This is a genomic window from Bradyrhizobium sp., assembly GCF_052389815.1.
GTDB lineage: Bacteria > Pseudomonadota > Alphaproteobacteria > Rhizobiales > Xanthobacteraceae > Bradyrhizobium.
In genome coordinates, this window is record NZ_JBQTHN010000101.1 from 1 (window position 1) to 17,035 (window position 17,035).

General features: G+C 63.9%; 21 protein-coding genes, 1 tRNA gene and 1 pseudogene. 13 read left to right on the forward strand and 10 right to left on the reverse strand.

Translation table 11 applies throughout. From position 1 onward, the window contains the following. Window positions 1–147: 147 nt before the first annotated feature. Genes ACT4OC_RS17910 through ACT4OC_RS17920 form a run of 3 tightly spaced genes read right to left on the reverse strand, consistent with a single transcriptional unit; the run spans window position 148 to window position 790 of the window. Complete coding sequence (locus ACT4OC_RS17910) at window positions 148–270, reverse strand: hypothetical protein (RefSeq protein ID WP_444840357.1); 123 nt, start codon at window positions 268–270, stop codon at window positions 148–150. Beyond that, window positions 267–557: a type II toxin-antitoxin system RelE/ParE family toxin gene (locus tag ACT4OC_RS17915; RefSeq protein ID WP_444840358.1), complete on the reverse strand. Its 291-nt coding sequence runs from the start codon at window positions 555–557 to the stop codon at window positions 267–269. The genes ACT4OC_RS17910 and ACT4OC_RS17915 overlap by 4 nt, the downstream gene beginning before the upstream one ends. Continuing rightward, window positions 554–790: a hypothetical protein gene (locus ACT4OC_RS17920; RefSeq protein WP_444840359.1), complete on the reverse strand. Its 237-nt coding sequence runs from the start codon at window positions 788–790 to the stop codon at window positions 554–556. The genes ACT4OC_RS17915 and ACT4OC_RS17920 overlap by 4 nt, the downstream gene beginning before the upstream one ends. 99 nt (window positions 791–889) lie before the next feature. Here ACT4OC_RS17920 and ACT4OC_RS17925 point away from each other — a divergent pair, with 99 nt between their 5' ends. Beyond that, window positions 890–1,141: a hypothetical protein gene (locus ACT4OC_RS17925; protein ID WP_444840360.1), complete on the forward strand. Its 252-nt coding sequence runs from the start codon at window positions 890–892 to the stop codon at window positions 1,139–1,141. A 2-nt stretch (window positions 1,142–1,143) separates the two neighbouring features. Here the strand turns inward: ACT4OC_RS17925 and ACT4OC_RS17930 are convergent, their stop codons facing one another. Next, a complete protein-coding gene (locus ACT4OC_RS17930) occupies window positions 1,144–1,941 on the reverse strand; it encodes an enoyl-CoA hydratase-related protein (RefSeq protein WP_444840361.1) in 798 nt (265 codons plus the stop codon). 167 nt (window positions 1,942–2,108) lie between these two features. On the opposite strand from ACT4OC_RS17930, the gene ACT4OC_RS17935 reads away from it, so the two are divergent. Further along, window positions 2,109–3,083 carry a 2-dehydropantoate 2-reductase gene (locus ACT4OC_RS17935; protein WP_444840362.1) on the forward strand — a complete coding sequence of 325 codons (975 nt, stop codon included), beginning with the start codon at window positions 2,109–2,111 and terminating at the stop codon, window positions 3,081–3,083. 30 nt (window positions 3,084–3,113) lie between these two features. Further along, complete coding sequence (locus ACT4OC_RS17940) at window positions 3,114–3,893, forward strand: SDR family oxidoreductase (RefSeq protein WP_444840363.1); 780 nt, start codon at window positions 3,114–3,116, stop codon at window positions 3,891–3,893. 157 nt (window positions 3,894–4,050) lie between these two features. Here the strand turns inward: ACT4OC_RS17940 and ACT4OC_RS17945 are convergent. The 6 genes and pseudogenes from ACT4OC_RS17945 to ACT4OC_RS17970 all read right to left on the reverse strand — a co-directional run. Continuing rightward, window positions 4,051–4,722 (reverse strand): annotated as a pseudogene (locus ACT4OC_RS17945) (alpha/beta hydrolase family protein); the annotation flags it as partial. 28 nt (window positions 4,723–4,750) lie between these two features. Then, complete coding sequence (locus ACT4OC_RS17950) at window positions 4,751–5,719, reverse strand: Bug family tripartite tricarboxylate transporter substrate binding protein (protein WP_444840364.1); 969 nt, start codon at window positions 5,717–5,719, stop codon at window positions 4,751–4,753. A 48-nt stretch (window positions 5,720–5,767) separates the two neighbouring features. Continuing rightward, window positions 5,768–6,139, reverse strand: a complete 372-nt coding sequence (locus ACT4OC_RS17955; protein WP_444840365.1) for a cupin domain-containing protein — start codon at window positions 6,137–6,139, stop codon at window positions 5,768–5,770. A 28-nt stretch (window positions 6,140–6,167) separates the two neighbouring features. After that, entirely contained in the window at window positions 6,168–6,806 is a 639-nt protein-coding gene (locus tag ACT4OC_RS17960; RefSeq protein WP_444840366.1) for an RraA family protein, read from the reverse strand. A 168-nt stretch (window positions 6,807–6,974) separates the two neighbouring features. Beyond that, window positions 6,975–7,051 (reverse strand) — tRNA-Arg (locus tag ACT4OC_RS17965). Window positions 7,052–7,147: 96 nt separating this feature from the next. Next, entirely contained in the window at window positions 7,148–7,396 is a 249-nt protein-coding gene (locus ACT4OC_RS17970; RefSeq protein WP_444840367.1) for a hypothetical protein, read from the reverse strand. A 268-nt stretch (window positions 7,397–7,664) separates the two neighbouring features. Here ACT4OC_RS17970 and ACT4OC_RS17975 point away from each other — a divergent pair, with 268 nt between their 5' ends. The 10 genes from ACT4OC_RS17975 (at window position 7,665) to ACT4OC_RS18020 (ending at window position 17,031) form a co-directional block, all read left to right on the forward strand. Then, entirely contained in the window at window positions 7,665–8,663 is a 999-nt protein-coding gene (locus ACT4OC_RS17975; RefSeq protein ID WP_444840368.1) for a TRAP transporter substrate-binding protein, read from the forward strand. 74 nt (window positions 8,664–8,737) lie between these two features. After that, the gene (locus tag ACT4OC_RS17980) at window positions 8,738–9,253 is read left to right on the forward strand and encodes a TRAP transporter small permease (protein ID WP_444840369.1); all 516 of its coding nucleotides are present in this window, start codon (window positions 8,738–8,740) and stop codon (window positions 9,251–9,253) included. After that, window positions 9,250–10,569: a TRAP transporter large permease gene (locus ACT4OC_RS17985; protein WP_444840370.1), complete on the forward strand. Its 1,320-nt coding sequence runs from the start codon at window positions 9,250–9,252 to the stop codon at window positions 10,567–10,569. Before ACT4OC_RS17980 ends, ACT4OC_RS17985 begins: the two co-directional genes overlap by 4 nt. A gap of 293 nt (window positions 10,570–10,862) precedes the next feature. Then, on the forward strand, window positions 10,863–11,636 hold the full coding sequence (locus ACT4OC_RS17990) for a helix-turn-helix domain-containing protein (RefSeq protein WP_444840371.1): 774 nt from the start codon (window positions 10,863–10,865) through the stop codon (window positions 11,634–11,636). 131 nt (window positions 11,637–11,767) lie between these two features. Further along, complete coding sequence (locus ACT4OC_RS17995) at window positions 11,768–12,697, forward strand: heme o synthase (RefSeq protein ID WP_444840394.1); 930 nt, start codon at window positions 11,768–11,770, stop codon at window positions 12,695–12,697. A 171-nt stretch (window positions 12,698–12,868) separates the two neighbouring features. Then, on the forward strand, window positions 12,869–13,555 hold the full coding sequence (locus ACT4OC_RS18000) for a cytochrome c oxidase subunit 3 (protein ID WP_444840372.1): 687 nt from the start codon (window positions 12,869–12,871) through the stop codon (window positions 13,553–13,555). Between the two features lie 7 nt (window positions 13,556–13,562). Beyond that, window positions 13,563–14,411 (forward strand): SCO family protein, encoded by an 849-nt coding sequence (locus ACT4OC_RS18005; protein WP_444840373.1) that lies wholly within the window; start codon window positions 13,563–13,565, stop codon window positions 14,409–14,411. 2 nt (window positions 14,412–14,413) lie between these two features. Continuing rightward, the gene (coxB, locus tag ACT4OC_RS18010) at window positions 14,414–15,175 is read left to right on the forward strand and encodes a cytochrome c oxidase subunit II (protein WP_444840374.1); all 762 of its coding nucleotides are present in this window, start codon (window positions 14,414–14,416) and stop codon (window positions 15,173–15,175) included. Between the two features lie 13 nt (window positions 15,176–15,188). After that, window positions 15,189–16,841, forward strand: a complete 1,653-nt coding sequence (locus ACT4OC_RS18015) for a cytochrome c oxidase subunit I (RefSeq protein ID WP_444840375.1) — start codon at window positions 15,189–15,191, stop codon at window positions 16,839–16,841. Beyond that, on the forward strand, window positions 16,825–17,031 hold the full coding sequence (locus tag ACT4OC_RS18020; protein ID WP_444840376.1) for a hypothetical protein: 207 nt from the start codon (window positions 16,825–16,827) through the stop codon (window positions 17,029–17,031). Before ACT4OC_RS18015 ends, ACT4OC_RS18020 begins: the two co-directional genes overlap by 17 nt. The last annotated feature ends 4 nt before the right edge of the window (window positions 17,032–17,035 follow it).

Here is a 17,035-nt window from a genome sequence, read left to right on the forward strand (position 1 = left end):
TGGCGGTGACGGAAGCGCCGCCATTTGCAACCATCGCCAGGAAGCCGGGCTTCGACCAGGCAAAGACCGCAGCCTTCCTGCTCGAGCCGCATCCCAAGATGCCGCCGATCGGGCTCAGCCGTGAGGCCGCGGCGGATCTTGCCGCCTTCATCGCCAGCCAGAAATAGCCGAAGTTCGAAGCGGCTCCTGATAGGCCCGGCTGTCGAGCACGGCGACTTCGTATTCGCCGCAGACCGGCACTTCAAGTGCGGGTCCGACGATGGTCTTCATTCGCGATCGCGATCTTGCGCCCCATGAAACACGCCGAGGACCAGAACCTCGTCGGGGTCGACTACACCAATCTCGTAGACGATGATGTATGGTAACCCGCGCACCACCCATTCATGGGTGCCTTCGACACGGCCGACATGTCCGATACGCGAGAATTCGGTCAGGCGTTCGGCAGCTGAGCGGATGCGCGCGACAACCTGGGTAGCCGCAATCGGATTGCGCTCTTTGATGTATTCATAGATTCCGGCGATTTGCTCGCGAGCCTGCGCAGTGTAACGCAGCCTCAAAGGCCGCATGACTTCCAGAGCGCCGCCATCTGCTCGTCGGTCGCGAACGTTCCCCGTCCCTCGCGGATTTCACGACGGATGCGCGCAACCTCTTCGGCCTGCGCATCGGTCAGCCGGTAGCCGCTCGCGTCCTGGCGTTCCATTTCGAGCAGGATTTCCGCAGCATCTTCCTGGCGCTCCTTTGGCCAGTGCCGCACGCGTTCCATGACTTCTTCAATATCTTTGGCGCTCATAGCCCGGTTTATAGCAAAATGTTTGGGCTTCGTCACCGCCAGACGACAGCTTGAAGGCAACAGCAATCACTGAGAAGATGTCGCGGAAAGGACGCACCCTTGAAATTGCTCCTGCCCCTCCTTCTGGCCCTAATCGCCGCTTCGCCCACGCTGGCGATCGAGCAGAATTGCCGGTTCATCCCGGCCAAGGCCGAACGCGAGGCGTGCTACTCGCGGCAGGAGGCCGAACTGGCTGCCAGACGCAAGCCGTCGCCGACTGCCGACAGCAAATACATGGAAACCATGCAGCAGATGCGGCGGGAAGATGCGGAAGTCTACCGCAGCCTGCGAAGCATCTGCCGCGGCTGCTGAGCTCAAGCCTTCGCGCTCCACTGCCCGGCCCGCTTCTCGGCAAACGAGGCCAGGCCCTCGGCCGCTTCCGCGGTCTGGCGTTTTGCCGAGTGCAAACGAACGAGGCGCGCATAGGCGGCGTCATCGACGGCCATGCCGCCGAACGAGCTTTCCATCGCAAGCCGCTTGGTCTCGGTCAGCGCCTCCGGCGCGTTGGCGAGCAGCTGCTCCACCACCTTGTCGCCAGCGGCATCGAGCTCGGCGAGCTTCACCACCTCGTGCACGAGTCCGATGCGGCGCGCTTCCTCGGCGCCAAAGCGCTCGCCGGTCAGCGCGTAGCGGCGCACCTGGCGCACGCCGATGGCGTCGCACAGCTGCGGGATGATGATCGCGGCCGTCAGCCCCCAGCGCACCTCGGTGATCGAGAACATCGCATTGTCGGCGGCAATCACGATGTCGCAGGCCGAGATGACGCCGGTGCCGCCGCCGAAACAGCCGCCCTGTACCAGCGCCACCGTCGGCACCGGCAGCGTGTTGAGCCGCTGCACCGCCTCGAAGGTCGCGCGCGAGGCTGCCTCGTTCTCGGCAGGCGACCCCGGCCGCACGCTGTTGATCCACTTCAGGTCCGCGCCGGCCTGAAAGTGCCGGCCATTGCCCTTGAGCACGACGACCCGCAGCGGTTTCTTTCCCAGATCGTCCATGGCCGCAAGCACACCCTGGATCAGCGCGCCGTCATAGGCATTGTTGACCTCCGGCCGGTTGAGCGTGACGGTGGCGACCCCGCGATCACTGAGATTCCACAGGACTGGGTTGGCCGGCATGGGCGATCCTCTCTGGCGTTGTTGCGGCCGGCACTATGGCGAAGTGCGCGGGCGATGATCCATCGCTTTCTGCCGAGGCCCGCCGCGTCAATCGCATGACATCACCCGGTTGCGCATCCGCGCCTGGATGTGGAAACTGGCGCACCATTCCGGGAACGGGACATTTCATGCGCATCTGCATTTTCGGCGCGGGCGCCGTCGGCAGCCATTTGGCGCTGCGGCTTGCGCGCGCCGGCAACGAGGTTTCCTGCGTGATGCGGGGTGCGCATCTGGCCGCCGTGCGGCAGAACGGCCTGATGCTGCGCGTCGGTAGCGAGGAATTCAAGGCGAAGGTCAAGGCCTCCGACAATCCGGCCGACCTCGGGCCGCAGGATTTCGTCATCAGCACGCTGAAGGCGACCGGCGTCGCCGCGCTCGCCGGCGGCGTCGAGCCGCTGCTGAAGGATGACACGGCGATCGTGTTCGCCCAGAACGGCATTCCCTGGTGGTACGACATCGGCCTGCCGAAAGATCATCCCGCGACGCCCGACCTCGCCTTTCTCGATCCCGGCGGCGCGTTGCGCGCGGCGATCCCGAAAGCGCGCATCGTCGGCGGCGTGATCTTTTCCTCCAACGAGGTGATCGCGCCGGGCGTGGTGGAGAACCTCTCGCCCGAGCGCAACATGCTGCTGGTCGGCGAATGCGACGACCGCGAGGGCGAGCGCATCGCGCGGCTGCGCTCAGTGCTGGAAGCGGCGCAGTTCGCATCAAGCGCGGTGGCGCAGATCAGGGAGACGATCTGGTCGAAACTGCTGACCAACATGTCGATGTCGATCCTGTGCCTTTTGACGGGCCAGACAGCGCGCGCGGTGCGGGACGAACCGGCATTGAGGGACGTCATCCCGCATCTGCTCGACGAGGCCAACGCGATTGCGCAGAGCTGCTACCCCGGCGTCAAGCGCATCACCCGCACGGGGCCGGCGCCGAACCACAAGCCGTCGATCCTGCAGGACTGCGAGCTCGGTCGCGCCATGGAGATCGACGCGCTGGTGCGCGCACCGGCCGCGTTCGCGCGCCAGGCCGGCCTCTCGACGCCGATGATGGACCTGATGGGCGCGCTCGCCATCCAGCGCGCGCGGGACAAGGGGCTCTATGCGCCCTGAACGCACGACGGGAAACGCGGGAAAGCAAGCATGCAAGTCAAAGGCAAGGTTTGTGTGGTCACCGGCGGCGCAAGCGGCATCGGCGAGGCGGTGGCGCGCGCCTTTGCGGCATCAGGCGCGCGCGGCGTGGTTGTCGCGGATCTCAAGACGTCGCGCGAACGGCTCGCCGCCGTCGCCGGCGACATCGACGGCCTCGCGGTCACCGCCGACGTCGGCATCGAGGAGGACGTCAAGGCGCTGATCGCAGCGAGCGAAGCCAAATACGGCCCGGTCGACGTCTTCTTCTCCAACGCCGGCCTGTCGCGTAAGGGACAGGAGACGGCGTCCGACGCCGACTGGGACGTCAGCTGGCGCGTGCATGTCATGAGCCACGTTTTCGCAACGCGCGCGCTCGTCCCCGGCATGCTGGCGCGCGGCTCCGGCTACCTGCTCAACACCGCCTCCGCCGCGGGCCTGCTCGCCTCGCTCAACTCGATGCCTTATGGGGTGACCAAGAACGCAGCGGTCGCGCTCGCCGAGCATCTGGCGATCCAGTATGGCGATCGCGGCATCCGCGTTTCCGTGCTGTGCCCGCAGTCGGTTCAGACCGGCATGACCACGCCCGGGCCGAGCGCGGCACGGGTGGACGGCGTGATGCAGCCGGAGGAAGTCGCGCGCATCGTCATGGCGGCGATGGAGGAAGAGCGCTTCTTGATCCTGTCCCACCCGCAGGTCGGCGAATACATGACGCGCAAGGCCGCGAACCGCGACCGCTGGCTGGCGGGCATGCGGCGGCTGCGCGACAAGATTTATGGGGCGCGTTCGGCCTGAGTGTAGCGGCGTATTAGGCTGTCGTCCCGGCGAAGGCCGGGACCCATAGCCACCAATGCACATGGTCGGAGGACTCTGGAGCTCCAGCGAGATCTAACAACACCACCCTGTGGTTATGGGTCCAGCCTTCGCCGGGACGACATCGGAGAGATTGGCGCGCGATATCATCGACCCATCGGACGAACGCACCCAGAATCTCCGCCAGCACCTCGCGGTCGTTCCGCCCCGAACTCTTCAGCACGTGGAAGGAATGATCGGCGCCCTCGGCGAGGTGCAGCGTCGCTCGATCGCCGACCCCCTTCACGACGGACTTGAGCAGACTCAACTCCGCCAAGGCATCGCGCGTGCCCTGCAGGAAAAGCATCGGTACCTTCACATCGGCGAGATGCGTGGCCCGCTCCGGAGACGGCTTCCCTGCCGGATGCAGCGGAAAGCCGAAGAAGGCGATGCCCTTCACGCCCTCAAGCGCCGCCTTTGCCTGCGCCTGCGACGTCATCCGCCCGCCAAAGGATTTTCCGCCCGCGAGCAGCGGCAATCCCGCGCAATTCCTCGCCGCCGCCGCCACGGCCGCGCGCACGGCAGCGTGCGCGACCGGCGGCGGATCGGGCCGCTTGCTGCCCTTCTCCATGTAGGGAAACTGATAGCGCAGCGTCGCGATGCCGCGCTCGGCAAGGCCTGCTGCGATCGCCTCCATCGAGGCGTGGCGCATGCCGGCGCCCGCGCCGTGCGCCAGCACGTAGCAGGCCCGCGCATCCTTCGGCCGCATCAGCAGTGCGGACACGCTGCCCGCACTGCCGACTTCAAACTTCAGTTCCTGCGCCGAGGTCATCGCATTGCCGCGGCAACAAGGCCGCGCCTCAAGCCCTGATGTTGTTGTCGCGGACGACCTTGCCCCAGAAAGCGAGCTGCTTTGTGAAGAAGGCGTTGAACTCGGCGGGATCGCTGAGGACCAGATTCATCATCTGGGTCTCGCGCAGCTTGGCGCTGGCCGCGGGTTCGCTGAGGATCTCGCGGACATCCTTCGACATCCTGCCGACGACGTCGGCCGGCGTGCCCTTCGGCGCGAAGACGCCCCACCAGGCCAGCGTCTCGAAATCGGGGAAGCCGGCTTCGATCGCAGTCTGGGTGTCCTTCAGGGCCGGCAGCCGCGCGCGGCCGAGCTGCATGATCGGGCGCAGCTTGCCGCCCGCAAGCTGCGGCGTGATCAGCGCCGCCGAGCCCGCGATGAGATCGACATGGCCGCCGATCACGTCGTTCAGGGCAGGGCCGCCGCCGCGATAGGGCACGTGCTGCAGATCGACGCCGGCCTTGCTGCCGAGCAGGGTCATGGCGAGATGGCCGAGCGTGCCGATGCCGACGGAGGCATATTTCACCGAGCCGGGCTTGGCTTTCGACGCTGCGACGACGTCGGCAAATGTCTTGTAGGGCAGGTCGGCATTCGCCGCGATCACGTAAGGCGCGGTGCCCACCAATGACACCGGCACCAGGTCGCGCTCGACGTCGACCGGCGGTTTGTCGAGAATCGCGGGGATCACCGCATGGGAATCGAAGGTCACTAGCCACGACGATCCGTCCGGCGCCGCCTTGGCGACCTGCGCCGCGCCGAGCGAGCCGGCGGCCCCCGACTTGTTCTCGATGATGACCACGCGGCTGTGTCTTGCCTGCAGCGGCGTCTGAAGCATCCGCGCCAGCGCGTCGGTCGATCCGCCCGGCGGGAATGGCACCACCAGCGTGACGGGGTTGGATTGCGCCCAGGCCGGTGCACATACCGGCGCAACAGCCAGCGCCGCCGTGCCCGCGAGCACGGCGCGTCTCGTAAACTTCATATTCGTCTCCTCCTGATATCGCCGCTCCATTTTTCCTGGCTTGCGGCGTTAGCCTGTCCCAAAGCCCGAACCCGGCTTCTTGTACTCCGGCCGTGGCGGGCTGAAGATGTCAAGCACACGGGCGCCTTGCGGTCCAGCCCGCATGGTGTGCGGGACGTTGCCGGGCGTGCGCCAGAAATCGCCCTTCTTCACCTCGATCTCCTCGTCGCCCTGCACGCGGATCGCCGAGCCCTCCAGCAGCACGCCCCATTGCTCCTCGGGATGATGATGCAGGGTGCCTTGCGCGTTGGGCGCGATCGTCACCACCGAGAGCATCGCCTGCTCGCCGGCGAAGATGCGCGTCGTGACGCCCGAGGCGAGCTCGCGGAGCACGCCGTCGGCGGGATTGTCGAGATTGTGGAATTCGCTGCGCTGGCTCATGGCTCTTCCCTGTTGTCAGACGATTCGATCAGGCTTTGCCGTAGCTGCCTTGATAACGGCCCTCGCGGACCGAAAGCAGCGTCGCCTCCTCGCGCGCGACCTGTGCCTTCACGGCCTCGAACAAGGCCGGCGCTGAGCTTTGCGAAAACGACACCACGCCATCCTCGTCGCCGACCACGATGTCGCCGGGCGATATCACGGCACCCCCGACCGAGACCGGCACGTTGATCTCGCCCGGGCCGCTCTTGTAGGGGCCGCGGTGGATGACTGACCTCGCGAAACAGGGGAAGTCATCGGCGGCAAAAGCCGCCACGTCGCGGATCGCACCATCGATGACGTAGCCCGCGGCGCCGCGCCATTGCGCGATGTTCTTCATGATCTCGCCGACCAGCGCGCGCGTCTCGTCGCCGCCGCCGTCCACGACGAGCACGTCGCCCGGCCCCACCATTTCAAGCGCGCGGTGAATGGCGAGATTGTCGCCCGGACGGGTCTTGATGGTGAAGGCGGTGCCGACCAGCCTGCCCGCACGATGGAAGGGCCTCAAGCCGACGGAGCCGGCAAGCCGCGCGAGGTTGTCGGAGATGATGGAGGTCGGCGCTTGCCGGAATGCCTCGATCAGTTCGGCTGGCGGCTTCGCTACTGTACTCGCCGCGACGGTGACACTCATGCAGATCGCCCCCGGCTCCGGGCACTCGCCGCCCGGTCGCTTCTTTGGCGGTCAGGATTGCACGGCGAGGGTCCGTTTGCCCATCGCATTCCCGTCGATCAGCCATAACGGAATTGGATAGCGGCAGAGTTGCTTGCGACGATGTGAAACGCGGGCGAAATGGAAAGATGGCGATCCCGGCATGACTCGAACATGCGACCTACGGTTTAGGAAACCGCCGCTCTATCCAGCTGAGCTACGGGACCGCGAACCCGCGTGGGGTATCGACTGCCTCATAGCAGAGCGGGCGCGCCATCGGAAGCCGGGTGAAGCGTCATAATTCGGCTAGCGGGAGGGCCGGCTCAGGCCAGGAACCGCAAGTCGGGCTTGGCGAACGCGCGGACGTCGGTGGAGCCATCCTTCTTCCGCGCGGACTTTATCTCGACCGACAGCGCCAGGCACTGGCGCAGCGCGAGGTCGGCCTGCTTCATCTGGTTCCGAAGTTCGCGCTTGTCGAACAGGGTGAGCGCGGGATCGCCGAGCCGGCGCCAGGCAGCGGCCAGCCATCGTTGCAGGGTGGCGATGTGATTCTGGATTTCCGGTTCGGTCATTCCCGCTCGGCCAGAAGGTCAATGTGCTGAGGCGAGTGTAATGCTGATTCGGGTTTCACCAAACAAATGATCGCAATCATGCGAACTGACACGCGATCAACGCCGCCCCTTTTGCAGCGCGGCAGCGGTTGCAGGGGCTCCCCGCGGGTTTCAGCGTGACAAGCGGGCCGGGAATGGCGACAATCTCAGCAACGATACTGGTGAGCGCCGAGCTCACGACTACAAAACGCCGCCGGGCAACGGCGGATCATAACAGGGAGAGGAACCCATGAAGCGCAGGACAGTACTCGCCGGCCTTGCTGCAACGACCGCCGCAAGCGCCCTCGGAATGCCGTCGATCCTCCGGGCCCAGGCACCGGTCACGCTGAACGGCGCCGTGCAGTTCAACGACGACCATGCCTTCACGAAGGCGCTGACCCGTTTCGAGGAGCTGGTGAAGAAGTATTACGGCCAGCCGGTCAACTTCACCCTGCACAAGAACTCCTCGCTCGGCCTCGAGAAGCAGTATTTCGAGTATATGTCGCAGGGCAAGGCGGTGGATTACGGCATCGTCTCGCCGGCGCACATGTCCACCTTCGCCAAGGCCGCGCCCTTCATCGATGCACCCTTCGTGTTCAAGGGCATCGAGCACATGAACAAGGTGGTGCAGGCCGGCATCCTCGCGCCGGTCGCCGACGAGATCGCCACCAAGGCGGAAGTCGTGCTGATCGGCTATGCCGGCGGCGGCGTGCGCAATATCTTCGCCAACAAGCCGCTGAAGAACCTCGCCGGCCTCAAGGGGCTGAAGGTACGCGTGCAGGGCGCGCCGATCTGGTCGAAGACCTTCGCAGCCGTCGGCATGAGCCCGACCGTGATCGCCTACAACGAAGTCTACAACGCCATCCAGAACGGCGTGATCGCGGCCGGCGAGAACGAGGCGGCCGGCGTCGAGGCGATGAAGTTCTACGAGGTGGCGCCGCATCTCAACCTGACGCAGCATGCGGTGTCGATCCGTCCGATCTGCTTCTCGGTGAAGACGCTGAAGACGCTGCCGAAGCCATTGCAGGACGCGATCATGAAGGCCGGCAAGGAAGCCGGCGATTTCGGCCGTCAGCTCGAATCGAGCGAGGAAGCCGTCAAGCTGGACACGCTGGAGAAGGCGGGCAAGCTCAAGCGCGTGCCGTTCGAGGAACGCGACGCCATGAAGAAGCTCGCCGATCCCGTGATGGCAACCTATGCCAAGGAAATCGGCGCCGAGGCCATCTACGAGAAGATCAACGCCGCCTGACCCGATCGAGTAACGGGAGCGGCGAGCATGAAACGGCTCGCCGCTCCCGGCCTTGCTGCCCGCCCGGAGTGCCAATGACCGACATCCCGACGCCGCAAAACCCGTCGCCGTGGCGCCGAGTGACGGCCCTCTACGCCAGGCTGCTGAAATTCCTGCTCGCCGCCTGTCTCGCCAGCCTGATCTTCCCGGTCACCCTGCAGATCGTCTCGCGCTACACGTCGCTGATCCCCTCCTACATCTGGACGGAGGAGATGGCGCGCTTCATGTTCATCTGGACCATCATGATCGGCGCGATGGTGGGCGTGCGGGAAGCCCTGCATTTCGAGGTAGACGTGTGGCCGGAACTGTCGCGGCGCGGCGAGGCGGCGGTGCGCATCCTGGCCCGGCTCGGCATCCTGGCGCTGGCGCTGGTGTTCGTGTTCGCCGGCATCGAGTTCACCCGCTTCGCCTGGCACCGCACCTCCGAGCTTGCCGAGCTGCCGCTGTGGATGATCCACGTCGCCTGGCCGGTAGCGGGCTTCACGTGGATCGTGTTCGCGGGCGAGCAGATCGTCGATGAGGCGAAAATCCTGCTCGGGAGGGCGCCATGACCGGCGCCGTGCTTTCCGCCGGGCAGGCCGCAGCCGTCCTGTTCGGCACGTTCGTGGCGCTGCTGATCGCGCGCGTGCCGGTCGCCTTTGCGATCGGGCTTGCCTGCGTCCCCATTCTCCTGATCGAGCCGCGGCTTTCGCTGATGATGCTCGCACAGGAGACCTTCAACGCCTACAACTCCTTCATCCTGCTCGCAGTGCCGTTCTTCCTGCTGACGGCCAACCTGATGAGCATCGGCGGCATCACCGACCGCCTGGTGGCGCTGTCGCGCTCGATGGTCGGGAGCTGGCCGGGATCGTTGGCGCAGATCAACGTGGTGCTGTCGGTATTCTTCGCCGGCATCTCCGGCTCCTCCACGGCGGACGCGGCAAGCCAGTCGAAGATCTTCATCGATGCGCAAACCAAGGAGGGCTACGACCTCTCCTTCTCCATCGCGATCACGGCGGTCTCGGCGGTGCTTGCGGTGGTCATCCCGCCCTCGATCCTGATGATCGTGTGGGGCGGACTGATCTCGACCTCGATCGCGGCGATGTATCTTGCCGGCATCGTGCCGGGTCTGCTCATCGCCGGCGCGCAGATGGCGACCGTGCATGTCTATGCGGTGCGGCGGGGCTATCCCACTTACAAGCGCGAGAGCTGGCGCGAGATGCTCTTTGCGGCGTGGCGCTCGGTGCCGGCGATGATGACCCCGTTCATCATCGTCGGCGGCATCCTGCTCGGCTGGTTCACCGCGACCGAATCCGCCTGCATCGCCGTGCTCTATTCCATCGCGTTGTCGACCTTCTTCTACCGCGAGACCGGCTGGCGCGAGCTCTACAAGGCGCTGCTCGACACCGGGCGGCTCGCCGCGGTGGCGCTGTTCTGCGTCGGCACCGCCAGCGCGTTCGGCTGGCTGCTCGCCTATTACAAGATCCCGCAGGAGCTGCTCGCCAACGTCTCTACCTGGGGCATGGGCCCGATCGCGGCGGGCTTCTTCATCGCCTTCTGCTTCCTGGTGGTGGGCTGCTTCCTCGATGCCATCCCCGCCATCGTCATCGTCGGCACGGTGCTGGAGCCGCTCGCCCGATCGGTCGACCTGCACCCGGTGCAGTTCGCGATCATCTCCATCGTCTCGCTGGCCTTCGGCCTGGTGACGCCGCCCTACGGACTGTGCCTCCTGATCGCCTGCGCCGTTGCGGGCGTCCGCCTGCGCTATGCGCTGAAGGACACCGCGATCATGCTGGTGCCGATGATGCTGGTACTGGCGGCGCTGATCATCTGGCCGGAAGTCAGCCTGTTCCTGCCGCGCCTGCTGGTGCCGGAAATGTTGAAATAGCGGGATAGAGATAACCTTCCCGCACTTTCGCCCCTGACCGCGAACGATAATCATTTTCAGCTTCAGCGGATCGTCCGACGCGGCCGACGAAGAGCCTGCGATCGGGTACCCTTTTCCTAGACAACAGCGCACATTCACGATTGAATGGGAGTTGGGGGATGCGCGCGTGATCCAGGACGCTATCCGGCCGCGAATCGCAGGCGTGCATGGAACGAGATACATCTGAGCAAAGCTACCGTCGCCGTCGAGGAGCGTCGTCGAGCCGATCTACCGCCGACGAGTGCTGACACGTCATGCTCGTCCCGCCGCCAAACAGCCCTTTGCCACAATGTCTGGTATCCGCAAGAGACAAGGCTGCCGCGCCCTTGTCGTGCGAGCCGTGCAGCGCCGGACTCCGCTGCTCGCTCCGAGAGCTGGAGAAAGGACAATGTCTTTTCTTCCAGGGCGACTCGCAGACCTCCGTCTATAGAGTGCAAACGGGCGGGCTGGTGGCGTTCCTGGGCCTGGCAAGCGGCCGCCGCCAGGTCGTGGATTTTTCGTTGCCGGGCGACCTGATCGGGTTCGGCTCGGATCGCCGATTCCAGTTTACGGCCCAGGCCATTGCGCGCACCGAACTGCGCTGCATTCCAAGAGACGAGCTCAAGCGCCGCTCGATGGAGGATTCCAGGCTTGCCTGGATTCTGTACGAGGCGGCCGTCTCCCAGCTGCATGATAGCTATGAGCAGCTCCTGACCACCGGGCAGCGGGCTCCGGAAGAACGACTCGCGGCGTTTCTCGTTGCAATGTCGCGGCGCAGCGCACGCCACGGAGGCGACCCGGCGATCATCCACCTGCCGATGATGCGCACCGACATTGCCGACTATTTGGGACTCACGTCCGAGACCATCTCGAGAACGTTCACGCATTTCAGAACGACGAGATTGATCGAGATCGGCTCGTACCGGCGCGTCCGCCTGATCGAACCGGACCGGCTCGTGCAGTTGGCGAGCGGAATGCGGCTCCCTCAGGCTCGTCTCGGCGGCCTGTTGCAACCAGGACACAGCGCCGGCGAGCGTGAGCTAAACTGATTGTAATCAGTTTTTCGCTGATCGAGACAGTCGATACTTCCCCCTGCACAGAATCTGGCAGAACGCGCGGCGATCACTGCTTGCAGTGATCGATGGTGCGGCTGCCCAAGTTGATGACCGAAGGTGCGGGGATGACGACTGGCGCGGTCGATCATGGTGGAGTCGCGCCGAGATGGTCGGCCGCGCAAGCGCGAATTAGTGACCATCTGGCATTGGTGAAGCCTCGCGTGATGTCGCTCGTGGTGTTCACGGGTGCGGTCGGCTTCGTACTCGCCCGCGATCCAGTCGACTGGTTGGCGTTGGGACCGATCCTCGGCGCGATGGCCGCAGGCGCCGGAGCCTGTGGCGCGCTCAACATGTGGTACGATGCCGATATCGACGAGCGGATGGCGCGTACCGCGTTACGGCCTATCCCGCGCGGCACCATTGTGCCTGCGCAAGCACTCGCCCTCGGGATCGCTCTCGCACTGGCGTCGACGACGGCCCTGGCCGTCACGGCAAACGGCATTGCGGCTGTACTGCTCGCAATGACGATCGCAATCTATGTCCCCGTCTACACCATCTGGCTGAAACGCCGCACGCCGCAGAACATCGTGATCGGCGGGGCCGCGGGAGCGCTGCCGCCCGTGATCGGCTGGGCCGCCGCCACCGGAAGCATCGACGCCGGCGCAATGGCCTTGTTCATGCTGATCTTCTTCTGGACCCCGCCGCACTTCTGGTCACTCGCCCTCTATCGTGCAGACGACTACAGGCTTGCCGGAGTGCCGATGCTGCCGGTCGTTCGCGGCGCACCGGAGACCTGTCGTCAAATTCTCATCTATGTCCTGCTGCTGGTGCCGATATCGTTCGCGCCGCTGGTGAGCGGCCGGCTCGGCATGACCTACGTCGCAACTGCCGCGATCTGCGACGCGATCCTGATCTGGCGTGCCACTCTCCTGTTTCGGCTTCGCGGGGCAACGCAGGACGAGTTGCGCAAAGCGGCGATGCAGCTGTTCAGGTTCTCGATCCTGTACGTGCTCGCAATGTTCGTGGCCATTCCGGCTTCGGTTCTGGTGTGGTGACGCGATGACCCTGACGGGATCGCTGCGGCGCGCGACGCGCGATTGACTGATTTGAGGAATTAAAGGGCGAGAGAGAAAAACATGCAGGAGCAGCTTCGCGAAGTCACTCACCCCCCGCATTCGCACCATTGGGAGGCGAGTTGGGCGCCAATGGCGGCGGGATTCGGGGTCATGTTCCTCGTCGCATTGCCGTTCTCCTCCTATTTTGTCTACCACAACAAGCTGCTGGCGGTGCTGTTCGCCGGCATCGGCGCCCCGCTCGTCCTGGCCGGCATCGCCAAATGGATTCAGGAAGGCGCAAGCCAGAAGATGGCGATCGACAACGTGTCGCCGATCGGCATCGGCGTCTTCATCATCGGCGAAATCCTGATCTTCATCGGATTGTTTGCGAGCTACTGGACGCTGCGCCTCAGCGCCGAGGGAGCGTGGCCTCCGGCCGGCACCCCCCACATCGACAAGGTGCTGCCCTTGGTCATGACGGTCCTGCTTGTCGCGTCGAGCATGACCTATCACACGGCCGAAACGAAGCTCGATGCAGATGACGAGGCCGGCTTCATCAAATGGCTCGTTGCGTCGATCATCCTCGGAGTCTTGTTCCTCGGGTGTACGACCTATGAATACAGCCATTTGAGCCAAGCCGGCTTCAATCCCGGCACCAACCAGTACTCGGCCGCCTTCTACACGCTGACCGGCTTCCACGCGGCCCATGTCCTGCTGGGCGTGCTCGCCTTTGTCTCGATCCTCATCGCCGTCACGCGGATCAGGATCAACCCGCTCTTCGTCACGGTCGTCGGCATCTACTGGCACTTCGTCGATGTCGTGTGGTTCTTCGTGGCCTCACAGGTCTACTTCTGGTGAACAGGTGATGGCGATGCCGCACATCGGATGGAAATCCGTCGGCTTCGCGATCCCAGCGTTGCTTCTCGCGCTGGGAGCCGCCGATGCCGCTACGCCGTACTTCCGCCGCGCGCCATCCGATCTCAATGCGTCGATTCTCCAGATCGACGAAAAAGCGGTGCTCGGGCGTTCAATGGACGCCGACACGGCGCTGATAGACCACACCGGCAGAACCTTCCTCTGGCGCGATATGTTCGGCAAGCCGACGATCCTTGTCCTTGCCTATTACACATGTGACGGCAGCTGCGCCGTGGTGAACATGGCGCTGCTCGACCTGTTGAAGCAGGCGAAGCGTTTGCAGCCGGGAGCGGATTTCAACGTCATCACCCTATCCTTCGATCGTCACGACACGCTCGAAACCACCGGCGCCTTCCGCAAACATCTCGATCTTACGCGCGAGCTTGCCGCGAGCTGGACCTTCGCCACGTTCCGGAATGAAGCGGACCTCGCGACACAGACCGAGAAGATCGGCTTCAAGTTCTTCTGGTCGCCGGCAGATCGCATTTTCCTGCATCCCGGCGCCTATCTCTTCTTCTCTCCCGAAGGCAAGCTGGCCCGTGTTCTCTACCAGCAGGAGATCGAGGGAAAGGATATCGAGCTCGCCGTACTTGACTCGCGCCAGGGACAATTCGCTCCCCGCGAGGTGATCAATTTCGCGCTGAGCCTTTGCTACAGCTACAACTATCAGGACGGCCACTATTCCCTGAACATGCCGCTGTTCATCGGGTTTGGCGCGCTGGCGAGCGGGCTGACGACGTTCCTGGTGTGCATCCTGGTTTTCAAGATCACGAGACGTAAACGATTGATTGGAGCTTGAGCATGCGGATTTGGCTTGGCCCTGCCGCGGGGATAATCGGCACGGTTTCTACCAATGCGGCCTTCGCCGAGGCGGCAAAGGGGACGATCATCAACAACCCGACCACGGCTTGGAACCACGCCTGGACCGAGGTGCTGATAGATCTGTTCGTTATCGGCGGCATATTTGCCGCCGTGGCGGTCTACCTGCTGGTGCGCTATCGCACGAGGGACCCCGAGGCGGTCGGCACCGCGGTGCCGCTCAACCTGGAGAAGGCGCTGGCCTGGGCGCTGGTGCCCGCCGCCATCTTCATGGCCGACGACTTCCTGCTTTCGGCGAAGGGCTGGTCGCTGTGGAACATCCAACGCACCGTTCCGCAAAACGCAATGGAGGTGAAGGTCACCGCTTATCAATGGTACTTCGAGTTCGATTACGGCAACGGCGTGACTGCAACCGATCTCGTTGTTCCTGTTGGACAACCCGTCGTCATGCGTATGACGTCGAACGATGTGATCCATTCCTTCGGGCTAAACGAGTATCGGCTCAAGGAAGACATCGTGCCGGGGCGTATCACGCGTTTATGGTTCTTGCCCGATAAGCCGCGCGAGACGGATCTGATCTGCGTCGAATTCTGCGGAAACAGCCACTCCGAGATGACGAGCAAGGTCAAAGCCGTTGCGAAGGCGGACTTCGACGCCTGGATGGCCAAGAACCTGAAGAAGGCGGAGGACCGCCGCCGTCTGCAATTTGCGGTTTCGGCCGAAACTGCGCCAGCACAACAGTGATCCGGGGAAAGCCATGTCAACGATAGCAGAAGTGGAAGCAGCAACGGCCAAGTCCGGATTCAAGCTGAGCGAATGGATCTTCACCACTGACCACAAGCGGGTCGGAATTCTGTATTTGTTCGGCTCGATGGCCGCGTTTCTGGTCGCGGGACTGATGGCGCTCGGTATCCGTATCGAACAAACGGCGGTCGGCGATTCCGGTCTGATGAACTACTTCGTCCTCGATTTCTCCAAATCGATCCCGACTGGAACGGCCTATAACGTCGCGCTGTACTTCCACGGCGCGGCGATGATCCTTGCGTTTCTCATCCCTGGCCTTACGGGCTTTGCCGCGAACTACCTGGTGCCGCTGATGCTGGGAGCGCGCGACGTGGCCTTTCCGCGCATCAACGCACTGAGCCTGTGGCTGTTCTGGGCCGCCATCGTCGTGGCGCTGCTCACCTTCCTGGTGCCGGACAAGCCGGACGTGCTGTGGACGGGTTATCCACCCTACTCGATCACGACACCCGGCAACACCGCGCTTTATGTCTTCACCGTCCACCTCATCGGTTTCGCCTCCATCCTAGGCGCGGTGAATTTTCTCGTCACGATCATCTACATGCGCGCGCCCGGCATGGGCTGGAACCAGATGAACATGTTCGTGTGGACGACCTTCGCGGCTTTCATGATACAGATCGTGTTCGTCCCGGTGCTGGCCGCCGCGGTGACGCTCTTGTTGTTCGACAAGTATCTCGGCACGGGCTTCTTCGACGCGGCCCGCGGCGGCGATCCGCTGCTGTATCAGAACCTCTTCTGGTTCTATTCGCACCCGGCGGTCTACGTCATCTTCCTTCCTGCGATGGGACTGCTCTACGAGATTGTCGCGACCCAGGCCAAGAATCCGATCTTCAACTACAAGGCCGCGGTCTATGGCGGCATCATCGGTATCCTCGTGATCACCGGCGAGGTCTGGGTTCATCATCTCTACATCGCCGGTATGCCGGATTGGCTGCGCATCGGCATGATGGTCACGACCCTGCTGATCTCCGTGCCGGTCGGTCTGATGGTGATCTCGCTATGGGGCACGCTTTACAAGGGGGCGATCACCTACAACGTCGCCATGCGCTATGTGGTTGTCTGCATGTTCCTGATCCTGGTCGGCGGCCTCACCGGAATTCCCCTCGCCATCACGTCGCTGAACCTGCACTTGTCGGAGACGAGCTTCGTCCATGCCCATTTCCACTTCATCATGGGACTGATGGCAACCTACTCGCTGTTCGCCGCGATCTACTTCTGGTTCCCGAAGATGACGGGACGGTCGGCGGATGACGGCATCGCAAAGCTTGCCTTCTGGTGCAACGTCCTTGGCACCCAGCTCACCTTCTGGCCGCTCTTCATCATCGGCGTGGAAGGCATGCCGCGCCGCTACTGGGATTATGCGATGTATCCGCAGTTCCAGCCCTATCACAAGGTGGCGACCATTGGCGCCCTGATCACCGCAATTGGCATCGTGCTGATGATGGCGGGCTGGATCCATGCGGCCATACGCGGCCCCAAGACATCGACGAATCCGTGGAAATCGCGCTCGCTTGAATGGACCCATACCGAGAGTCCTCCCGGGCCGGGCAACTTCCCGAAGTCGGTCCAGGTGGGCAAGGACTGGACGCCCTATGACTACCATCGTTGAAACCCCCGGCGGGCCGCTTGCGCCACCCGCCGCGCACAGCAGCGATGGGGAGCCCGCTGGCACAGACGTCCTGGTGCGGCAAGACGCGCAGCGCAGTCCGAAGGCCTGGATCGCGCTCGCCTCCTTCGCCGGCCTGGCACTCCTTATGTACGTGAGCATCATGCTCAAGATCATGAAGTATGGACCGTGACCTA

What these genes read in the sequence shown, in the direction of transcription:
- ACT4OC_RS17935 (WP_444840362.1), top strand. Translation starts at nt 2,109, where the DNA reads ATGCGCATCTGCATTTTCGGCGCGGGCGCCGTCGGCAGCCATTTGGCG.
- ACT4OC_RS17995 (WP_444840394.1), top strand. Translation starts at nt 11,768, where the DNA reads ATGACGACTGGCGCGGTCGATCATGGTGGAGTCGCGCCGAGATGGTCG.
- ACT4OC_RS18000 (WP_444840372.1), top strand. Translation starts at nt 12,869, where the DNA reads ATGTTCCTCGTCGCATTGCCGTTCTCCTCCTATTTTGTCTACCACAAC.
- ACT4OC_RS17985 (WP_444840370.1), top strand. Translation starts at nt 9,250, where the DNA reads ATGACCGGCGCCGTGCTTTCCGCCGGGCAGGCCGCAGCCGTCCTGTTC.
- ACT4OC_RS18015 (WP_444840375.1), top strand. Translation starts at nt 15,189, where the DNA reads ATGTCAACGATAGCAGAAGTGGAAGCAGCAACGGCCAAGTCCGGATTC.
- ACT4OC_RS17930 (WP_444840361.1), bottom strand. Translation starts at nt 1,941, where the DNA reads ATGCCGGCCAACCCAGTCCTGTGGAATCTCAGTGATCGCGGGGTCGCC.
- ACT4OC_RS17950 (WP_444840364.1), bottom strand. Translation starts at nt 5,719, where the DNA reads ATGAAGTTTACGAGACGCGCCGTGCTCGCGGGCACGGCGGCGCTGGCT.
- ACT4OC_RS17970 (WP_444840367.1), bottom strand. Translation starts at nt 7,396, where the DNA reads ATGACCGAACCGGAAATCCAGAATCACATCGCCACCCTGCAACGATGG.
- ACT4OC_RS17910 (WP_444840357.1), bottom strand. Translation starts at nt 270, where the DNA reads ATGAAGACCATCGTCGGACCCGCACTTGAAGTGCCGGTCTGCGGCGAA.
- ACT4OC_RS17940 (WP_444840363.1), top strand. Translation starts at nt 3,114, where the DNA reads ATGCAAGTCAAAGGCAAGGTTTGTGTGGTCACCGGCGGCGCAAGCGGC.
- coxB (WP_444840374.1), top strand. Translation starts at nt 14,414, where the DNA reads ATGCGGATTTGGCTTGGCCCTGCCGCGGGGATAATCGGCACGGTTTCT.
- ACT4OC_RS17980 (WP_444840369.1), top strand. Translation starts at nt 8,738, where the DNA reads ATGACCGACATCCCGACGCCGCAAAACCCGTCGCCGTGGCGCCGAGTG.
- ACT4OC_RS17960 (WP_444840366.1), bottom strand. Translation starts at nt 6,806, where the DNA reads ATGAGTGTCACCGTCGCGGCGAGTACAGTAGCGAAGCCGCCAGCCGAA.
- ACT4OC_RS17975 (WP_444840368.1), top strand. Translation starts at nt 7,665, where the DNA reads ATGAAGCGCAGGACAGTACTCGCCGGCCTTGCTGCAACGACCGCCGCA.
- ACT4OC_RS17920 (WP_444840359.1), bottom strand. Translation starts at nt 790, where the DNA reads ATGAGCGCCAAAGATATTGAAGAAGTCATGGAACGCGTGCGGCACTGG.
- ACT4OC_RS17990 (WP_444840371.1), top strand. Translation starts at nt 10,863, where the DNA reads ATGCTCGTCCCGCCGCCAAACAGCCCTTTGCCACAATGTCTGGTATCC.
- ACT4OC_RS18005 (WP_444840373.1), top strand. Translation starts at nt 13,563, where the DNA reads ATGGCGATGCCGCACATCGGATGGAAATCCGTCGGCTTCGCGATCCCA.
- ACT4OC_RS17955 (WP_444840365.1), bottom strand. Translation starts at nt 6,139, where the DNA reads ATGAGCCAGCGCAGCGAATTCCACAATCTCGACAATCCCGCCGACGGC.
- ACT4OC_RS18020 (WP_444840376.1), top strand. Translation starts at nt 16,825, where the DNA reads ATGACTACCATCGTTGAAACCCCCGGCGGGCCGCTTGCGCCACCCGCC.